The 18,773-nt window shown below is 68.1% G+C and carries 13 protein-coding genes and 1 tRNA gene; 8 read left to right on the plus strand and 6 right to left on the minus strand.

Going from position 1 to position 18,773, the window contains the following annotated elements:
- Positions 1-17: 17 nt before the first annotated feature.
- The 4 genes from F464_RS0108275 (at position 18) to F464_RS0108290 (ending at position 7,235) form a co-directional block, all read left to right on the plus strand.
- Positions 18-2,000, plus strand: a complete 1,983-nt coding sequence (locus tag F464_RS0108275; protein ID WP_018989326.1) for a UvrD-helicase domain-containing protein — start codon at positions 18-20, stop codon at positions 1,998-2,000.
- 271 nt (positions 2,001-2,271) lie between these two features.
- A complete protein-coding gene (gene dsrO / locus F464_RS0108280) occupies positions 2,272-3,012 on the plus strand; it encodes a sulfate reduction electron transfer complex DsrMKJOP subunit DsrO (RefSeq protein ID WP_018989327.1) in 741 nt (246 codons plus the stop codon).
- 19 nt (positions 3,013-3,031) lie between these two features.
- On the plus strand, positions 3,032-4,129 hold the full coding sequence (nrfD, locus tag F464_RS0108285; protein ID WP_018989328.1) for an NrfD/PsrC family molybdoenzyme membrane anchor subunit: 1,098 nt from the start codon (positions 3,032-3,034) through the stop codon (positions 4,127-4,129).
- Positions 4,130-4,151: 22 nt separating this feature from the next.
- Entirely contained in the window at positions 4,152-7,235 is a 3,084-nt protein-coding gene (locus F464_RS0108290) for a molybdopterin dinucleotide binding domain-containing protein (RefSeq protein WP_018989329.1), read from the plus strand.
- A gap of 14 nt (positions 7,236-7,249) precedes the next feature.
- On the opposite strand, the gene F464_RS0108295 is transcribed toward F464_RS0108290, so the two are convergent.
- On the minus strand, positions 7,250-7,882 hold the full coding sequence (locus F464_RS0108295; RefSeq protein WP_018989330.1) for a response regulator transcription factor: 633 nt from the start codon (positions 7,880-7,882) through the stop codon (positions 7,250-7,252).
- On the minus strand, positions 7,866-9,719 hold the full coding sequence (locus F464_RS0108300) for a sensor histidine kinase (RefSeq protein WP_018989331.1): 1,854 nt from the start codon (positions 9,717-9,719) through the stop codon (positions 7,866-7,868). Before F464_RS0108300 ends, F464_RS0108295 begins: the two co-directional genes overlap by 17 nt.
- Positions 9,720-9,996: 277 nt before the next feature.
- On the opposite strand from F464_RS0108300, the gene F464_RS0108310 reads away from it, so the two are divergent.
- A complete protein-coding gene (locus tag F464_RS0108310) occupies positions 9,997-10,530 on the plus strand; it encodes a hypothetical protein (RefSeq protein WP_232428850.1) in 534 nt (177 codons plus the stop codon).
- A 57-nt stretch (positions 10,531-10,587) separates the two neighbouring features.
- Here the strand turns inward: F464_RS0108310 and F464_RS0108315 are convergent, their stop codons facing one another.
- Positions 10,588-11,055, minus strand: a complete 468-nt coding sequence (locus F464_RS0108315) for a c-type cytochrome (RefSeq protein WP_018989334.1) — start codon at positions 11,053-11,055, stop codon at positions 10,588-10,590.
- 136 nt (positions 11,056-11,191) lie between these two features.
- The gene (locus tag F464_RS0108320; RefSeq protein ID WP_018989335.1) at positions 11,192-11,683 is read right to left on the minus strand and encodes an OmpA family protein; all 492 of its coding nucleotides are present in this window, start codon (positions 11,681-11,683) and stop codon (positions 11,192-11,194) included.
- 260 nt (positions 11,684-11,943) lie between these two features.
- On the opposite strand from F464_RS0108320, the gene F464_RS0108325 reads away from it, so the two are divergent.
- From F464_RS0108325 to F464_RS0108335, 3 genes are all read left to right on the plus strand, one after another.
- Positions 11,944-13,041, plus strand: coding sequence for a response regulator (locus F464_RS0108325; RefSeq protein WP_018989336.1), 1,098 nt, complete (start codon positions 11,944-11,946; stop codon positions 13,039-13,041).
- 34 nt (positions 13,042-13,075) lie between these two features.
- Positions 13,076-17,521: a response regulator gene (locus F464_RS0108330; protein ID WP_018989337.1), complete on the plus strand. Its 4,446-nt coding sequence runs from the start codon at positions 13,076-13,078 to the stop codon at positions 17,519-17,521.
- 114 nt (positions 17,522-17,635) lie between these two features.
- Positions 17,636-17,712, plus strand: a tRNA-Arg gene (locus tag F464_RS0108335).
- Positions 17,713-18,161: 449 nt separating this feature from the next.
- Here the strand turns inward: F464_RS0108335 and F464_RS0108350 are convergent.
- Positions 18,162-18,497, minus strand: coding sequence for a type II toxin-antitoxin system HicB family antitoxin (locus F464_RS0108350; protein WP_018989340.1), 336 nt, complete (start codon positions 18,495-18,497; stop codon positions 18,162-18,164).
- Positions 18,494-18,748: a type II toxin-antitoxin system HicA family toxin gene (locus F464_RS0108355; RefSeq protein ID WP_018989341.1), complete on the minus strand. Its 255-nt coding sequence runs from the start codon at positions 18,746-18,748 to the stop codon at positions 18,494-18,496. Before F464_RS0108355 ends, F464_RS0108350 begins: the two co-directional genes overlap by 4 nt.
- Positions 18,749-18,773: the final 25 nt, after the last annotated feature.

Consider the following 18,773-nt stretch of genomic DNA (forward strand, 5'->3'; position numbering starts at 1 on the left):
TTTCTCCGGCAAGGCCCATGTCCGCTCTCCTCAACGCCCCGCAACGCGAAGCGATCCGCTATCTCGACGGTCCCAGCCTGGTGCTGGCGGGCGCGGGCAGCGGCAAGACGCGGGTGATCACGCACAAGATCGCGCACCTGATCAACGAGTGCGGGCTAAACCCGGCCAACATCGCCGCGATCACCTTCACGAACAAGGCGGCGAAGGAGATGCAGGAGCGCGTCGCGGGCCTGATGGGCGGGCGCGTGCCGGGCGGGCTCACGGTGTGCACCTTCCACGCGCTGGGGGTCAGGATGATCCGCCAGGAGGCGGTGCACTGCGGGCTGAAGCCGCAGTTCTCGATCCTCGATGCGTCCGACACGGTGCAGATCGTGTCGGACATCTCGCGCGACTCGGACAAGGCGCGCTCCAAGGCGATGCAGTGGCAGCTCTCGGGCTGGAAGAACGCGATGATCACGCCCGAGCAGGCGGCGCAGCTCGCCGACGACGAGATCTCGTCGGCCGCGGCGATGCTGTACGCGGAGTACGAGCGCACGCTACGCGCCTATCAGGCGGTGGATTTCGACGACCTGATCTCGCTGCCGGTGCGGCTCCTCGAAGAGAATCCGGACGTGCGCGAGCGCTGGCAGAACAAGCTGCGCTACCTGCTCGTCGATGAGTACCAGGACACGAACAAGGCGCAGTACCGCCTGCTGCGCCAGCTCTCGGGCGTGCGCGGGGCCTTTACCGCGGTGGGCGACGACGATCAGGCGATCTACGCGTGGCGTGGCGCGGACGTCGAGAACCTGAAGCTCTTGCAACAGGATTACCCGAAGCTGAAGGTCATCAAGCTGGAGCAGAATTACCGCTCGTCGCGGCGCATCCTCACCGCGGCGAACACGGTGATCGCGAACAACGAGAAGCTCTTCGAGAAGCAGCTGTGGTCCGAACACGGCGACGGCGAGCAGGTCGCGGTGACGGCCTGCCGCGATGCGGACCACGAGGCGGAATGGGTCGCGTCGAAGATCAGCGCGCACAAGTTCGAGCACCGCACGAAGTTCTCGGACTACGCGGTGCTGTACCGCGGCAACCATCAGGCGCGCGTGATCGAGCAGCAGCTGCGCAACCAGAAGATCCCCTACGTGATGTCGGGCGGGCAGTCCTTCTTCGACAAGGCGGAGATCCGCGACCTTATTTCGTGGCTGCGCCTGCTGATGAACGAGGACGACGATCTCGCCTTCATCCGCGCGATCACGACGCCGCGGCGCGGCGTGGGTGCGGCGACGATAGAGGCGCTGGGCCAGTATGCGGGGCGGCGCCACGTGAGCTTCTTTGCCGCGGTGTTCGAGGAGGGCGCGGCGCATGCGCTGAATGCGCGCCAGATGGAGCAGCTGCAGGAGTTCGGCAACTTCATCAACCGCATGCAGTACCGCGCCCACCGCGAGCCGGCGGCGCGCGTGCTGGAAGACCTGCTCGGGGCGATCCGCTACGAGGCCTGGCTGTTCGAGCACCTCGACACGCGCGAGGCGGAGTCGAAGTGGAGCAACGTGCGCGATTTCGTGAACTGGCTGAGCCGCAAGGGCGAGGCGGACGGCAAGAACCTGATCGAGCTGACGCAGACGATCGCGCTGATCTCGATGCTGGACAAGGACGACGCCGAGTTCGACGGCGTGCAGCTCGCGACGCTGCACGCGTCGAAAGGTCTGGAGTTCAAGCACGTGTTCCTCGTCGGCGTCGAGGAAGGCCTGCTGCCGCACCAGTCCTCGATCGACGAGGACAAGGTGGAGGAGGAGCGGCGCCTGATGTACGTCGGCATCACGCGCGCGCAGCGCACGCTCAACATCACGTGGTGCGAGCGGCGCAAGGCGGGCAAGGAGACGCGCACCTGCGAGCCGTCGCGCTTCATCGCCGAGATGGGCGGCGACATCAGGATGAGCGACCGCAAGACCAACGCGCCGGTGTCGAAGGAAGAGGGGCGCGCGCGCATCGCGAACCTGATGGCGATGCTGGAAGGGCGCTGAGGGCTGGTCTGCGCCCCGTCGAGTGAGGTGCTGCGATGTCGGCTCGGGCATCGCATTCCTCCCCCTTGAAGGGGAGCGAGCTGCCGCATGGTACCCAAGCGGGCATCAGGTAATCGTCTGCCGCGTTGATTGCCCTTGCGGGTTACGGGCCGGGGAATTTACCTCAACGCAATAGGTAAAAGCGTCTAGCGCACTTCTTCATCCCTCCAATTTCGGCCCCTGGCGCGCGCGCCTAAAGTGACAGCGACTCCCCAAACCATGGAGCGTTGTCATGAAAGACGAAGAACCGCGTGAAGTGTCGGCCTCACGCCGCGCCTTCCTGCGCGGCATCCCGGTGCTCACCGCTGCCGCGGCGGCATTGCCTGCACCGGCGCTGGCGGCGGACAGCAAGCACCACTGGGCGATGCTCGTCGATGTCAGGAAGTGCATCGGCTGCCAGGCCTGCACGGTCGCGTGCATCCAGGAAAACGCAGTGCCGGAAGGCAGCTTCCGCACCATCGTGTCGACCTACAGCGTGAAGCTTGCCGACGCCGAGCAACCTGCCGGCACCTACATGTTGCCGCGCCTGTGCAACCACTGCGAGGCGCCGCCGTGCATCCCGGTGTGCCCGGTCGGTGCGACCTTCAAGCGCGACGACGGCATCGTCGTCGTCGATGGCGATCGCTGCGTCGGCTGTGCGTACTGCGTGCAGGCCTGCCCCTACGACGCGCGCTTCATCAACCACGCGACCAACAAGGCCGACAAATGCACCTTCTGCGCGCATCGCGTGGATGCGGGCCTGCTGCCGGCCTGCGTCGAGACCTGCGTGGGCGGGGCGCGCATCTTCGGCGACCTGAACGACCCGCAGGGCGAACTGCGCCGCCGCCTCGATGCCGCCAAGGCCGAGGTGAAGGTGCTCAAGCCCGAACAGGGCACCGAGCCGCGCGTGTTCTACATCGGCCTCGACGAGCGCTTCCAGGGCAAGGTCGAAGGCCAGGGCACGCTGTGGCAACCGCGCAAGGCGCACGGCTGACGCGAACAGGAGATCGATCATGACCCCGGATATCGTCGAAACCGTCAATGTCGCGCGCGAAATCGCGTGGCTGCCGTGGGCGGTGCAGTACTTCTTCCTCATCGGCCTGTCGTATGGCGCGTGGCTCGTGTCGCTGCCGGGACTGGTGTTCCGCCGCCGCGGCTGGGAAGGCATTTCGCGCCTGGCGCTGCTCGCGGCGCTGGTGTGCGGGCTGACCGCGCCGGTCGCGCTGCTCGCCGACCTGCATCAGCCGGGACGCTTCTGGCACTTCTACGCCTACTTCACACCGACATCGTGGATGTCGTGGGGGGCGTTCTTCATTCCGGTGTACCTGACCGGGCTGATCCTCTACGCATGGCTCGCCTTCCGTCCCGCGCTGGCGCGCCACGCTGAAGAGGGCGGCAAGCTCGCCGGCCTCGCGCGGGCGCTCGCCTACGGCGGGCACGAGAGCCGCAAGGCGCTGATTGCCGCGGCGCTGCTCACCTTCGTCGGCGCGGCGCTGGTCGCGCTGTACACCGGCGTCGAAGTGATGCTGGTGCGTGCCCGCCCGCTGTGGCACACACCGCTGCTGCCGGTGCAGTTCTTCGTCACTGCGCTGGCGGGCGGGCTGGGCCTCGCGCTGGTGTTCAACCGCGCGCTGCCCGGCGGCGGCGACCCGGCGGCGACGCGGCGCATGGCGGTCGCGCTGGCGCTTACGCAGCTGGTGGCGCTGCTCGTCGGGGCGGTGTGGCTCGTGCTCGGCCTGAGCGGGATGTCGCCGGTGCACGCGCAGGCGCTGGCCGAAGTCGCGCCGTCGGCGAACTGGAAAGTGAGCGCGGTGTGGGCCGTGGTCGCGACGGTCGTGACGCTCGCGCTGGCGGTGCGGCGCCCCGGCTCCGGCCTGCTGATCGGGCTCCTGGCGCTGCACTCCGCGTGGATGATGCGCTGGACGATCTTCATCGGCGGGCAGGAGGTGCCCAAGACCGGCGCGGGCTACTACAGCTACCAGCTGCCGCTCGGTCCCGAGGGCCTGATGGGCATCGTCGGCACCGCCGGGCTGTGGATCTTCCTCTTCGTCGTGCTGACGACGCTGCTGCCGCTGGACCGCATCGGCCAAGCCGAACGTGTCGGCGCGTGAATCGAATCAAGGGAAACCGATCATGAAAATCGAACGTCGCGAACTGATCGCCGCCGGGGGCCTCGCCGCCTTCGCTGCGGGCTTCTCCCAGACCCTGGGCCGCATGGTGTCGGGCCTCGTCGGGGACGAACCGAAGGGGCACAACATCCACGGCCGCTCGGCCGAGCCGGAATTCAGCGTGGATCCCGCGACCGGCGAGCCGCGCATCAACCCGAACCAGCAGGTGAGCTATACCGCCTGTCTCGGGTGCACGACGCAGTGCGGTGTGCGCGTGCGGGTGGACAAGGCGAGCGGCAATGTCCTGCGTGTCGCGGGCAACCCGTACAGCCCGCTGTCGACGGAGCCGCATCTGCCGATGAAGGCCTCGGTGAAGGAGAGCTTCGTCGCGCTGTCGCGCTTCCAGGACAAGGGGCTGGCGGGGCGCTCGACGGCCTGCGGGCGGGGCAACGCGGCGATGGACCAGATGAACTCGCCCTTCCGCGTGTTGACGCCGCTGAAGCGGGTCGGTCCGCGCAACGGCGGCGAGTGGCAGCCGATCTCGTTCGAGCAGCTGGTGAAGGAGCTGGTCGAGGGCGGCAACCTGTTCGGCGAAGGGCACATCGATGGCTTCGCGGCGCTGCGTGATCTCGCGACGCCGATCGACCGGGCCGCGCCCGAGCTGGGGCCGAAGGTGAATCAGGTCGCGCTGATCTCCAGTGTCAATGACGGACGCGAGCCCTTTGCGCGGCGCTTCTGGAACCAGGCCTACGGCACGCTGAACTTCGTCGGCCACGGCTCCTACTGCGGCGGCGCCTACCGCTCCGGTTCGGGCGCGCTGTTCGGCGACATGAAGAAGATGCCGCATGCGAAGCCCGATCTGGCGAACGCCGAGTTCGTGATCTTCATCGGTACCGCGCCGGGCAACGCCGGCAACCCCTTCAAGCGCACCGGCACGCTGCTCGCCAAGGGGCGCAGCGAAGGGCGGCTGGAGTACGTCGTCGTCGATCCGGTGCTGACCAACGCCGACAACCGCGCCGCGGGCGAGCGCGGGCGCTGGGTGCCGATCCGCCCCGCCACCGACGGCGCGCTGGTGATGGGCATGATGCGCTGGATGTTCGACAACGGGCGCGTGAATACCGCCTATCTCGCGTATCCGAACCTCGCGGCGGCGGAGGCCGCGGGCGAGCCGTCCTTCACCAACGCGAGCTGGCTCGTGGTTGCCGAGAAAGGCCATCCGCGCGAAGGACGCTTCCTGCGCGGCTCCGACATCGGCATGACGGTGGCCGAGGAGGAGAAGTACAAGGAGGCCGACCCCTATCTCGTGCTCGGCGCGGACGGCAAGCCGATGCCGGCGGGGCTCGCGACGGGCCCTGCGCCGTTGGAGGCTGCGGGTACCGTGACGGTCGGGGATAAGGCGCTCGCCGTGAAGACCTCGTACGAACTGCTGCGCGAATCGGCGCTGAAGCTGAGCGTCGCCGAATGCGCGGCGATCTGCGGCGTGCCGGAAGCCGTCATCACCGGGCTGGCGGACGAGTTCAGCCGCCACGGCCGCAAGGCCTGCGCGATCGCGCACGGCGGCATGATGGCGGGCAACGGTTTCTACAACGCCTATTCGGTCGTGACGCTTAATGCGCTCATCGGCAACCTCAACTGGAAGGGCGGCTTCGTCGTGAACGGCGGCGGCTTCAAGGACGCCGGCGCCGGGCCGCGCTACGACCTGGAGACCTTCCCCGGGATGGTGAAGCCCAAGGGCACGCCGCTCGGGCGCAACGTGCCGTACGAGAAGTCCGCCGAGTTCGCGCGCCGCAAGGCCGAAGGCAAGCCCTATCCGGCTCGCGACGCATGGTTCCCGAACGCGCCGGGGTTGGTCACGGAGTGGTTCCCGGCGATGCTGCGCGGCTATCCCTACGGCCTCAAGGCGCTGGTGCTGTGGAGCTCGAACCCGGTGTACGGCCTGCCCGGGGTGCGTCCGCTGATCGAGAAGGAGCTCGCGGATCCGAAGAAGATTCCGTTGATCGTGTCGGTCGACCCGCTGATCAACGAGAGCAACGCCTACGCCGACTACATCGTCCCGGATTCGCTGATGTACGAAAGCTGGGGCTGGACGGCGCCGTGGAACGGCGTGCCGACGAAGGCGACGACGGCACGCTGGCCGGTGGTCGAGCCCAAGGCCGCCAAGACCCCCGATGGCCAGGCGATCGGCATGGAGACCTTCTTCATGGCGTTGGCGAAGGCGATGAACCTGCCCGGCTTCGGCCCGGAAGGGCTCGCCGACATGGAGGGCAGGCGGCTGCCGCTGGAACGGCCCGAGCACTGGTACCTGCGCGGCGGCGCGAACGTCGCCTTCCTCGGCAAGGCGCCGGTGGGGGATGCGAGTGACGAGGATCTCGCGCTGTCGGGCGTCGCGCGCCTGCGCCCGCAGCTCGAAGCGTCGCTGAAGGAGGACGAGTGGCGCAAGGTCGCCTTCCTGTACACGCGCGGCGGCCGTTACCAGCCGCCGAAGGAGGCGCAGGACGAAGCGAACCCCGAGTGGCAGACCAACCGCTTCAGGAACGCGCTGTGGCTGTGGAACGACAACGTCGGCGGGGCGAAGAACAGCCTCACCGGCAAGCGCTTCGCCGGCTGCGCGACGTGGCAGCCGCCCGCCTTCGCCGACGGCACGCCGATGCGCGAGCTGCACAAGGAGGCCGACTGGCCGCTGCTCGCGGTGAGTTACAAGTCGGCGCTGCAGAACTCCTACAGCATCGCCACGCGTATCACTTCGCTGCATCCGGACAACCCGGTGATCGTGCATCCGGAGGACGCCGCGCGGCTCGGCCTCGCCACCGGTGATATCGCCCGCATGCAGACGCCCGGTGGCCAAGCGACCTGTCGCGTGATCGTGCATGAGGGCGTGATGCGCGGGGTGCTGGCGGTCGAGCACGGTTACGGTCACCGCGAACTGGGGGCGCGCGCCCATCGGCTCGGCGAGGCGCGTCAGCCGCAGCGCAAGGATCTCGCGGCGGGGGTCTGTCTCAACGATCTGGGACTGGTCGATCCGACCCGCGGCGGAGAGGCGCTCTGGGTCGATGGGGTGTCCGGCACAGCGGTGCGCAATGGCTTGCCGGCGCGGCTGGTGAAGCTGTGAGCTTCAGATAGGCGTCAGTCCAGCGCCGCGGGGTCCGCGCGCAGCATCAGGCGCGCCAGTTCCGCGGCGCTGCCGGTGTCTGTCTTTTCCATCACGTGCTGGCGGTGCACATGCACCGTCTTTTCGCTGATGTCGAGCTCGCGCGCGACGAGCTTGTTGGGCAGCCCCTGTGCGACCAGACGGGCGACTTCCAGTTCGCGCGGCGACAGGCGGGCAAGCCGAGTCTTCGCCTCGTCGCGCTGTGCGTACTGCGAGCGGTCCTCGGCGCCGCGCCGCACGGCGGCCGCGACCGCGTCGAGCAGCGCCTGATCCTTGAACGGTTTCTGCAGGAAGTCGCAGGCGCCGTGCTTCATCGCCTGCACCGCGAGTTCGACGTCGCCGTGGCCGGTGATGAAGACGATGGGCGGCAGGGCCCCACCGGCGCGCAGGCGCTCCTGCAGCTCCAGTCCGCTCATCGTCGGCATGCGGATGTCGAGCACGAGGCAGGCGGGCGCGTCGGGCGAGCTGCCCCGTGTCGCGAGGAAGTCCTCGGCCGAGGCGTGGCTCGCGACGCGCCAGCCGACCGATTCGAGCAGGAAGACGAGCGAACGGCGGAAGGCCGCGTCGTCGTCCACGACATGGATTACGGCGTCATCGGTCGGCAGCATGGTCGGTTCGGTGCTCCGGTGGTTCGCTGGTGGACGGCCCCAGCGGCAGGCTCAGGATGAATTCGCAGCCCGGTCCGCCGCCCGCATCGTCGACGGTCAGGCGACCGCGGTGGGCTTCGGCGATCGTGCGGCAGATCGACAGGCCCAGGCCGAGGCCGTCCGACTTGGTCGTGAAGAAGGGCTCGAACAGGCGCTCGCGCGCGGCGGCGTCGAGGCCGCTGCCGTGGTCGCGCACGGCGATGCGGGCGTGGCCGGCGCTTTCGCCCGTGCCCTCGTCGATGCGCACGGCCAGGCGCTGGCGTCCGGGAGGCAGGCCGCGCGCCGCATCGTACCCGTTCTTGAGCAGGTTCAGCAGCACCTGCTGGATCTGCAGCGGATCGACCTCGACGAAGGCGCTGGCGGGCAGCGCGTCCTCGATGGACACTTCCGGCGCATGCGCCAGCATGCCGCGGAACAAGGCGACCGCTTCGGTGGCGAGCGCCCCGGGGGCGACGCGTTCGCGCACCGCCGCGCGCTTCTTCGCGAAGCCGCGGATGCGCCCGAGGATGCCGGCGGCGCGTTCGGCCTGGCCGGCGATTTCGCCCGAAGCCTCGCGCACCGCGTCGTCGGTGAGGCGGCCGTTGTCGCTGCGGCGGATGAGGCTGTGCGCGTAGTTCGCGATCGTCGCGAGCGGCTGGTTGAGTTCGTGCGCGAGTGTGCCCGACAGTTCGCCCAGCACCGACAGGCGGGCGAGATGGTCGGCCTGTTCCTGGTTGGCGCGGATGCGGGCCTCGAGGGCCTCGCGCGCCGCGAGCGCCGCGCGCAGCTCCGCGGTGCGCACGTGCACGAGGTGTTCGACGCGCACCGTGTACAGGATCCACGCGGCCAGCAGCAGCGCGAAGGCTGCGATCCAGGGCCAGTAGCGCTCGGCCAGCACCATCAGCGTCGGTTCGCGCAGGTAGGCGTAGGGGCCGATCTGCAGTTCGCGGAACATCTCATGCACGGCCTGGTAGTCGGCCGGCACCGCCCATTCCATGCCGTCGCGCGCGGCCGACATCGCCAGCAGCGCGAGCGTCACCTCCTTCGCCAGTGCGGGCGGGGTCTGGCGCAGGGTCGCGAGCGGCCAGTCGGGGTACAGCCGCGTCGAGGTCGCGCAGGGGAAGTCCGGCTCGCTGCGCGCGTCCAGTACGGTGAAGTTGTTGCGCCATTCCGCCCGGCTTTCGAGCAGGCAGCTGCGCACGATGCCGGCGTCGGCGTCGCCGCGCGCGACCGCTTCGAAGACGCCCGTCATCGGCAGGCCGACGACCTTCAGTTCGGCGAAGTCGCGCTGCGGGTCGATGCCCTGTCGGGCAAGTTCGCGCCAGGCGGTCTGGAAACCGCCGAAGACTTCGGGCGAGACGACCGCGACGCGCCGCCCGCGCAGGTCGGCGAGGGTGCGCAGTCCGCTGCCAGCCTTGACGATCACCGCGGAGCCGATCGAGCGCTCGGGCGCGCGCGGCGGGCCGGGGTCGAGCGTGAGGATGCGGCTCGCGCCGAGTTCTGCTTCGAGTTCGACGTAATGGCCGGGGTTGGTGATGAGGAAGTCGATCTCGCCCGCGGCGGCGGCGTCGTGCAGGCCGTGGTGGTCGAGTTGCACCAGGCTGACGGTGCGTCCGGGCAGCGCGGCCTGCAGGCGGCGCTGCACCGGCGACCACTCCCCGATGGCGGCGTCGGCGCCGAGGAAGGCGAGCACACCGATGCGCACCGTTTCGGCAGTGTCGGCCGGGGCTGCGCGGGCAGGTGCGGAGGCCGGTGCGAGGGCGGCGAGAAGGAACAGCACGGCGCCGAGCAGGCGCCGCACGCCGGTGTATGCAGGCATCGGGCAAGCATCCCGCGTTCGCTGCGGCCGGTCAAGCGGTCGTCATGCAGGCCGGCCTCTGCGGGCTGCCGTGCAGGGGCTGCAGCGGGCGCAGCGTGACGGTTTGCGCGGGGCGGCGGCGCATGGTCTGCGCATTTTCACCCACCCGCGACGCATCTCCGTACAATCCTTCGCGGGATTTTTCCTGCCCGGCTGCCATCGTCCGGACGACCGCTGCGGGCCTTCAAAACAATATTCCGGTGGAGCAGAACTGATGAACAAAGAGAATCCAGCTGTGATGAATTCCCTGGTTCGGGGTGCGGCGGCGGTCGCCGTTGCCGCGCTGGCCCTGGTGTCGGGCGCTGCAAGCGCCGATGTGCGTGTCTGCGAGGGCCGGCTCGCCCCGATCAGCGGGAAGATCACGACGAACGCCATCGGGCCCGGTGAGACGCTCGGCGTCCTGGCCGGCACGGTCGATGAGCAGCTCAAGCTCAAGTGCGGCATCCAGGGCAAGGCCTTCTTCAACCCGGACGGTACTTTCGGCGGCTTCACGCACACGCTGGTGTGCGGCGACGCGATCTCGGTGTTCGGCCAGACCGTGCATTCCCAGGTCGTCGCGATCAGCCGCTACGACGGCATGCCGGACTTCACCAGCTGCGGCATTCCGGGCATGGACCTGCAGTACGGCAGCTTCCGCGAGATCACCGAGCCGCAAAGCGGACGCGGCATCTTCTCGCCGACCGGCGGGGGGCGCCTCGAGGTCGAGGGCACGGTCAATTGCGTCGGTGCCGTCGACATGAAGATCTCCGGTCAGGTCTGCCTCGCCTACTGAGGCAGCGGAGAGGGCGCGGGGAACCGGCAAGCGCCGTTCCCCGCTGTGCTCGCCGTCTTACTTCGCGACCGGCGGCTCGGTGAACTTCGCGCCGCCGGAATTGGCCAGGTAGGCGACGGCACGCTGTACCTCGGTATCGGTGAGGTCGGCGGCGCCGCCGCGCGGCGGCATCTGGCGGATGCCTTCGGTCGCGTGTTTCGTCAACGTGTCGAAGCCCTGCGCGATGCGCGGCGCCCACGCTGCGGCGTCGCCCGTCTTCGGCGCGTTGAGCGCGCCTGCGGCGTGGCAGCCGGCGCAGGTGCCCTGGTAGATCTGTTCGCCGGTGCGGCTGCCCGGCGCGACCTTCTGCACTTTCAGCGAGATTTTCGCGACCGGTTCGATGCGGCTGGCGCGGGCTTCCGGGTCGCCCTGCTGTGGTTGGCTGCAGGCGCCCAGCAGGGCGGCGATCAGCGCGAGGGCGGGTAGCGCGGCGCGGCGCGGGAGGCTGTCGGGGGAAGCAGTGGGCCGGTTGCGCAGGGCGGACATGCGGGCTCCTTGTCTGTTTTGTTCGTGGAAGCCGGAAGTATAGCCGCCACGCGGGCTGCGGGCCGGGTGCCGGATGCGCAAACAAAAAAGCCGGGGCGTCCCCGGCTGATTCGTGTGCTGCGGAGAACGTGCGCCCTTACTGCACGCGCACCTCGACGCGACGCGCTTCGGCCGCATCGCCACCCCCCAGCGTCACCGCCGGACGGCGCAGCAGCACACGTTCGGCCGGCACGCCGGCCTCGACCAGCGCCTCGCGCACGGCCAGCGCGCGGTTCTTCGACACCTCGGCATTCACCGCGGCGCCGCCGGTCTCGTCGTGGAAGCCCGACAGCAGCACCTGCTTCTCCGGCGCGCCTTCCAGCGCGACGACGATCGTCGCGATGTCGGGGGACGCATCCGGCGGCAGCGTCGCCTCGCCGACTGCGAAATAGAACTTCACCAGCGCTTCGCCCACCTCCGCCACGTCGGCGAACTCGCCCGCGGCAGCGGCAGCGGCAGCCGGCGCCGGCACGTCGGCCGCACGCAGCTTCCAGGTCCCGAGGCCGACCACCAGCGCGATCACCAGCGCGATGACACCGAAGAGCACACCGATGACGACGTTGAGTTCTCCGTCTTCCTGATCGAACATGTTCTACGCTCCAAACACAGGGTTATCCCGCCTACGCAGGGTCGCCGGGCAGTTTAGCCCAAACGTTGCGAAATCGTATCGAATCATTTCACGGACGATCGCTGCCACGCCGCGGAATTCGCCACACGGAGCGATAATCGAGGCGGCGAGCCGGTTGCCTCGGATGCGCCGTGGCGTTTGAATATGCAAAGTTCAAATGGCTGCGCCGGGACGGGAGCGGAGTGGGCGCCCCCGGCCCGGGTGCAGCGGCAAGGAGAGAAATGGACGTACCGACACTCATCGAGAAGCCCACGATCCTGGTGGTCGACGACACCCCGGACAACCTGGCGCTCATGTCCGGCCTGCTCAGGGACCGCTACAAGGTCAAGGTTGCCAACAACGGCGACAAGGCGCTGCGCATCGCCCGCGCCGAGCCCGCGCCCGACCTGATCCTGCTCGACATCATGATGCCCGGCCTCTCCGGCTACGACGTGTGCGAGGCGCTCAAGGGCGATGCCGCCACGCGCGACATCCCCATCATCTTCCTCACCGCGATGACCGCGACCGAGGACGAGACGAAGGGGCTCGCGATGGGCGCGGCCGACTTCATCACCAAGCCGGTCAATCCGCCGGTGGTGCTGGCGCGCGTCGCCACCCACCTGCAGATCAAGGCCGCCGCGGACTTCCTGCGCGACAAGAACGCCTACCTCGAAGCCGAGGTCGCGCGGCGCACGCGCGAGCTCGCCGCGATCCAGGACGTCGCGATACTCGCCATGGCCTCGCTCGCGGAAACGCGCGACAACGACACCGGCAACCACATCCGCCGCACCCAGTTCTACGTCAAGGCGCTGGCGATTCACCTGCAGCCGCACCCGCGCTTCCGCGATTTCCTCGACGACAACACGATAGATTTGCTGTTCAAGTCGGCCCCGCTGCACGACATCGGCAAGGTCGGCATCCCCGACCGCATCCTGCTCAAGCCCGGGCGTTTCGACGCCGCCGAGTTCGAGACGATGAAGGCGCACACGACGCTCGGCCGCGACGCGATCATCCACGCCGAGCGGAAACTCGGCATGGACGTCGACTTCCTGCGCCTCGCCAAGGAGATCGCCTACTATCACCAGGAGAAGTGGGACGGTTCGGGCTACCCGGAAGGCATCGCCGGCGACGCGATCCCGATCTCCGCGCGGCTGATGGCGCTGGCCGACGTCTATGACGCGCTGATCAGCCGGCGCGTCTATAAGGAGGGCATGTCGCACGAGGAGGCGGCGAAGATCATCCGCGAGGGCCGCGGCTCGCACTTCGACCCCGACATCGTCGATGCCTTCATCGAACTGCAGGACGAATTCCGCGTCATCGCCGCACGCTTTTCCGACTAGCCGGGCATCGCCGCGTCCTACTGGAGCCGCAAGGATGAACCTCTCGATCACCGCACTGGAGCGTCGCTCGCTCGCGGCGAAACTGATGCTGGGCTTCGCCGGCGTGCTGCTGGTCGTCGGCGGCATCAGCCTGCATTCGCTGTACAACCAGAACCAGCTGAACGACGAACTGCAGGCCTTGTACGAAAAGGAGCTGATGGGCGTCTCGCACGTCAAGGAGGCGCGCATCCAGTTCGCGCAGATGGGCCACGCGCTGCGCCAGGCCATCCTGCCGCAGACGCCGGGCGAGCGCGACCAGGCCATCCGCCAGATCGCCGAGTCCGAGAGCCGCCTGCGCAGCGAGCTCGACGCCGCCGCCAAGCTCTTCCACCGCGAGGACAACCGCGAGCGCCTCACGCGCTTCGACGAGCGCTTCGCGCAGTACAAGGCCGGCGTCGCCCGTATCGTGGACCTGCAGAAGAAGGGCGATCTCATGGACGCACTCGCTGCGGTCGCCTCGCCCGAATTCCAGCTCACCGGCCAGGCCGCCGGCGACACCCTGGTGGACATCGCGCGGATCATGGAGGAGGAAGCCTACGGCGCCGCGCGGCGCGCCGATCGGCGCATGATCGAGATCAAGCGCACCACCTACGCCCTGATCGTCGGCGGCGGCGTGCTCGCGCTGCTGCTGGGCGCCCTCGTCGCGCTATCCATCCGCCGGCCGACCGAGCGGCTGCGCTCCGTCGTCGAGCAGATCGCCGCCGGCCATTTCGATCAGCCGGTCCCGCACACCGAATACCCCAACGAGGTCGGCGATCTAGCGCGTGCGATCGAAGTGCTGCGCGTCGAAGCGCGCAAGGTGGAGACGCAGCGCTGGCTCAAGACCCATCTCGCGGCGATCTCGGGCGACCTGCAGACCGCCGCCAGCGCGGCCGAACTCGCGCAGAAGTTCCTCTCCAACCTCGCGCCGGTCCTCAAGCTCGGCCATGCCGCCTTCTACCGTCACGACGAAACCGCGCAGCGGCTCGTCCTGCTGGCGGGCTACGCCCTGCACGGGCCGACCCGGCCCGTCCCCCAGTTCGCGCCCGGCGAAGGCCTGGTCGGGCAATGTGCGCTGGAGCGCGCGCCGATCATCTTCACCAACCCCCCCACGGACTACATCCACATCGGCTCCGGGCTGGGCGAGGCCGCGCCGCGCGCGATCGGGGTATTCCCGGTGCTGCGCACCGAACGCCTGCTGGCGGTGGTCGAGCTCGCCACCTTCGACGCTTTTGGCGCCCCCCAGCAGGCCCTGCTAGACGGCGTGATGCCCATCCTCGCGCTGAGCCTCGAAATCCTCGAACGCAACGCGCGCACGCAGACGCTGCTCGAGGAAACGCAGCGTCAGGCCGAGAACATGGAACAACAGGCGCGCCTGCTCGAGGAGCAGACCGTCGAACTCGAAGCCCAGCAAGGCTCGCTGCGTGAAACCTCCGCTAACCTCGCGATCCTCGAAGAGCGCAGCCGCCTGATCCTCGGCTCGGTCAAGGACGGCATCATCGGCCTCGATCAGGACGGCGTGATCACCTTCGCCAATCCCGCCGCGCCCGCCCTGCTCGGGTACGCGGAGGCGGAACTGGTCGGCCGGCACGCGCATGCCCTGATCCACCACAGCTACCCGGACGGGCGCGAATTCCCGCGTGACGAATGCCCGATGTACCAGACAGGCCGGGACGGCCACGCGCGCGTGATCGACAGCGAAGTCCTGTGGTGCAAGGACGGCACGCCGCTCCCGGTCGAATACTCGACCACCCCCATCCACAAGGACGGCGCCATCGTCGGCAGCGTCGTCGTGTTCCGCGACATCACCGAGCGCAAGGCGACCGAAAAGGCCCTCGCCGACCAGCGCGCCTCGCTGCAGTACATCCTCGACCACAGCCCGGTCGGCACCGCCTTCACCACGGATGGCGTGTTCCGCTACACCAACCCCGAATTCACGCGCATGTTCGACAGCCGCCCGGGCGACCCCGCGCTGCACATCTATGCATCACCCGAAGACCGCCTGCGCATGATCGAGGACCTGCGCCGCGACGGCTACATCCGCGACCGCGAAATGCGCCTGGTGGCCACCGGCGGCGAGCTGCGCGACTTCCTCGTCACCTTCATGCCCTTCGCCCACGAGGGCGAGAAGGGCGTCATGGGCTGGCTGCTCGACATCACCGACCGCAAGCGCGCCGAGGCCGAGATCCTGCGCGCCAAGGAAATCGCCGAAGAGGCCACGCGCGCCAAGAGCGACTTCCTCGCCAACATGAGCCACGAGATCCGCACGCCGATGAACGCCATCATCGGCATGTCGCACCTCGCCCTGCAGGGCACGCTCGACCGCAAGCAGCGCAACTACATCGAGAAGGTGCACCGCGCCGGCGAAAACCTGCTCGGCATCATCAACGACATCCTCGACTTCTCGAAGATCGAAGCCGGCAAGATGTCGATGGAAAAGGTCGAATTCCGGCTCGAAGACGTCATGGACCACCTCGCCAACCTGGTCGGCCTCAAGACCGAGGACAAGAGCCTGGAACTGCTGTTCAACGCCGCCCCGGACCTCCCCACCGCCCTCGTCGGCGACCCCCTGCGCCTCGGCCAGGTCCTGGTCAACCTCGGCAATAATGCAGTCAAGTTCACCGAAACCGGCGAGATCGTCGTCGGCATCGAAAACGTCTCGCAGACCGCCGACGAGGTCGAACTGCACTTCTGGGTGCGCGACACCGGCATCGGCATGAGCGCCGAACAGTGCGAATCGCTGTTCCGCAGCTTCAGCCAGGCCGACGCCTCCACCACGCGCAAATACGGCGGCACCGGGCTCGGCCTCGCGATCTCGAAAAATCTCGTCGAAATGATGAAGGGCCGCATCTGGGTCGAAAGCGCCGTCGGCCGCGGCTCCACCTTCCACTTCACCGCCCGTTTCGGCCTGCAGGCCGAACCCATGGCGCGGCGCATGTTCCGCGCCGACGAACTGCAGGGCGTGCGCGTCCTCGTCGTCGACGACAACGCCTCCGCACGCGAGATCCTCTCCGCGATGGTGCGGCACTTCGGCCTCGCGGTCGATGTCGCTTGGGACGGCAGCCAGGCGCTCGACATGATCGCTGCCGCCGACGCCCGCCACACCCCCTACGACCTCGTGCTGATGGACTGGAAGATGCCCGTCATCGACGGCGTCGAGGCCGTGCGCCGCCTGCAGGCCGGCCACCCGACGCGGCTGCCCGCCGTCATCATGATCACCGCTTACGGCCGCGAAGAGGCGCTCGGCTCGGCCGAACTGCGCGGCGTCACCGTCAAGTCCGCCCTCACCAAGCCGGTCACCGCATCGCGCCTGCTCGAAGCCATCGGCGAGGCCCTCGACAAGCGCGGCCTCGTCGATACCCGCGCGCACGAGAGCATCGACGGCTCCAGCGCCGCCATGGCAACCCTCGCCGGCGCCCGCGTGCTCCTCGTCGAAGACAACGAAATGAACCAGGAACTCGCCACCGACCTGTTGCGCCAGGCCGGCATCGACGTCGTCGTCGCCGCCAACGGCCGGGAAGCGCTCGACATCCTCGCCCGCGACGCCCGCTTCGACGGCATCCTCATGGACTGCCAGATGCCCGTCATGGACGGCTACACCGCCACGCGCGAAATCCGCAGCAACCCCGCGTGGGCCAAGCTCCCCGTGCTCGCGATGACCGCCAACACCATGGCCGGCGACCGCGACAAGGCCATCGCCGCCGGCATGGACGACCACATCGCCAAACCGCTCGACGTCGTCGGCATGTTCGTCACCCTCGCGAAATGGATCCGCCCTGCAGCGGCCGCCTCCGCTACCGCCGCAGCCCTTCCTGCCGTGCTTGCGGCGCCGGCGACGTCGGAGAAGGGCGCTCCCGCCCTGCCTCCGCTGCCCGGCATCGACGTCGGCGCCGGCCTTGCCACGACGATGGACAACCACAAGCTCTACCTGCGCATGCTGATGCGCTTCCGCGACACCCAGAGCCGCTTCGCCGAACAGTTCGCCGCCGCGCAGGCCGACCCCGACCCGGCCGCAGCCGTGCGCGCCGCCCACACCCTCAAGGGCAACGCCGGCAACATTGGCGCGCGTGACGTCCAGACCGCGGCGGAAGCCCTCGAGCACGCCTGCCGCGACAAGCTGCCGACTGCCCAGCTCACCCCGCTGCTCGACTGGACGCTCGCCGAACTTGCCCCCGTCATCGACGGTCTGCAGCAGCTCGGGCCGACCGAACCGGCGCCGCTTCCCGCAGGGCAGATCGCGACGACCATCGACGCCGTGAGCCTGCAACAAGACATCGAGCGACTCCGCTCCCTGCTCGAAGACAACGACCCCGACGCCGCCGACGCCGCCACCACCCTGACCGAACGCACCGCCGGCACCCCGCTCGCGCCCGCCCTCAAACAGGTCGCAACCAGCGTCGCCGCCTACGACTTCGACAAGGCGCTGGAGAGCCTCGCGGTCGTGAGCCCGAAGGTCTCGTGACGTGGCCTCCGGCGGCTACGGCTGCAGGGAATCCTGCCCTCAGAAGGCAGGGGTCGTCATGCGTCGTTGTTCAGGTATAATGCCGCGTTCCGTTGCCACGCAAAGTGGCACAAGGCGCCCGTAGCTCAGCTGGATAGAGTACTGCCCTCCGAAGGCAGGGGTCGGACGTTCGAATCGTCTCGGGCGCGCCAGATACCAAAAAGCCCTGATTTCATTATGAAATCGGGGCTTTTTTGATATCGCCGGGCCGGACGAATCTGGGCACTTGCCGTTTCGTCCCGGTCTTATCCTTCAAGGGCGCTCAGCACTGCCGGGTGGTGTTCGCCTCTTGCGTGGGCGATAGCTTCGGACAGCCCCTGCTTGATGCTATCGAAAGCCTTGCTCATCGATTTACTCCTTCCGCCTGGTCGACATCAGCAGGTCGACAAGTTCAGTCAGCATGTTTCTCTCGGCCTTGTTGAGATTCGCACGCTCGTTCTGGGTGATCAGGGTCAGCTGACAGAGTGGCATGGTCTCCTCGTGGGAAGAACATCACCGCCTGAGGATGTCGATTGGTCAGGGCCGGCCGGGTGATCCCGTACCCGACTGGCCCGCTTCCCAGTGTTTGTCTGCTCCGCGCGGTCTGCATTACCCGAAACCGTCACGCGGCGGCAATACTCCTTTCAATTGCATCAGTAACCCAAGCGTTCAGGCTCTTGCCTTTCGTCTCCGCCACCATCGCGGCGCGGGCGTGCAACTCCGGCGACAGCCGCAAGCGAAACTGCCCGGAATACGGATGGTTCGGTTCCTGGTTCAGCTTTTTGCAGGTTTCGAGGTAGTCATCGACGGCTTCCTCGAACGCGGCCCGTAGCTCTGCAACGCTTTCGCCGTGAAAGCCGATCACGTCCCGGATGCCGGCGATGTGTCCGACGAAGCAGCCGTCTTCCTCGCTGTATTCCACGCGGGCCGCATAACCCTTATGCGTCATCGTGTTCATGGTTTCACCCCAAGATTCTCCAGAAATTGGCGCGCATCGCGCACCTGATAGGGCTTCGCCTCCTTCACCGGGTGGGGGCGGTGGAAGGTTCCGATGATGCCGTCCTTCTCGAACCGTACCCGCGAGCCGTTACCCTCGATTACCTGACAGCCAATCGCCACCAGCAACGCCTCAATGCGCCGCCACTCCAGCGACTTGGAAACCGGGTCCATGAAGATCGCGATCAGGGTTCTGCGATGCGTGGTGTTCATGGATTTATGGTATCAAAAAATGGAA

The organism is Aromatoleum toluclasticum ATCC 700605 (assembly GCF_000378245.1).
GTDB classification, from domain to species: Bacteria; Pseudomonadota; Gammaproteobacteria; order Burkholderiales; family Rhodocyclaceae; genus Aromatoleum; species Aromatoleum toluclasticum.

What these genes read in the sequence shown, in the direction of transcription:
- F464_RS0108275 (WP_018989326.1), top strand. Translation starts at nt 18, where the DNA reads ATGTCCGCTCTCCTCAACGCCCCGCAACGCGAAGCGATCCGCTATCTC.
- dsrO (WP_018989327.1), top strand. Translation starts at nt 2,272, where the DNA reads ATGAAAGACGAAGAACCGCGTGAAGTGTCGGCCTCACGCCGCGCCTTC.
- nrfD (WP_018989328.1), top strand. Translation starts at nt 3,032, where the DNA reads ATGACCCCGGATATCGTCGAAACCGTCAATGTCGCGCGCGAAATCGCG.
- F464_RS0108290 (WP_018989329.1), top strand. Translation starts at nt 4,152, where the DNA reads ATGAAAATCGAACGTCGCGAACTGATCGCCGCCGGGGGCCTCGCCGCC.
- F464_RS0108295 (WP_018989330.1), bottom strand. Translation starts at nt 7,882, where the DNA reads ATGCTGCCGACCGATGACGCCGTAATCCATGTCGTGGACGACGACGCG.
- F464_RS0108300 (WP_018989331.1), bottom strand. Translation starts at nt 9,719, where the DNA reads ATGCCTGCATACACCGGCGTGCGGCGCCTGCTCGGCGCCGTGCTGTTC.
- F464_RS0108310 (WP_232428850.1), top strand. Translation starts at nt 9,997, where the DNA reads ATGAATTCCCTGGTTCGGGGTGCGGCGGCGGTCGCCGTTGCCGCGCTG.
- F464_RS0108315 (WP_018989334.1), bottom strand. Translation starts at nt 11,055, where the DNA reads ATGTCCGCCCTGCGCAACCGGCCCACTGCTTCCCCCGACAGCCTCCCG.
- F464_RS0108320 (WP_018989335.1), bottom strand. Translation starts at nt 11,683, where the DNA reads ATGTTCGATCAGGAAGACGGAGAACTCAACGTCGTCATCGGTGTGCTC.
- F464_RS0108325 (WP_018989336.1), top strand. Translation starts at nt 11,944, where the DNA reads ATGGACGTACCGACACTCATCGAGAAGCCCACGATCCTGGTGGTCGAC.
- F464_RS0108330 (WP_018989337.1), top strand. Translation starts at nt 13,076, where the DNA reads ATGAACCTCTCGATCACCGCACTGGAGCGTCGCTCGCTCGCGGCGAAA.
- F464_RS0108350 (WP_018989340.1), bottom strand. Translation starts at nt 18,497, where the DNA reads ATGAACACGATGACGCATAAGGGTTATGCGGCCCGCGTGGAATACAGC.
- F464_RS0108355 (WP_018989341.1), bottom strand. Translation starts at nt 18,748, where the DNA reads ATGAACACCACGCATCGCAGAACCCTGATCGCGATCTTCATGGACCCG.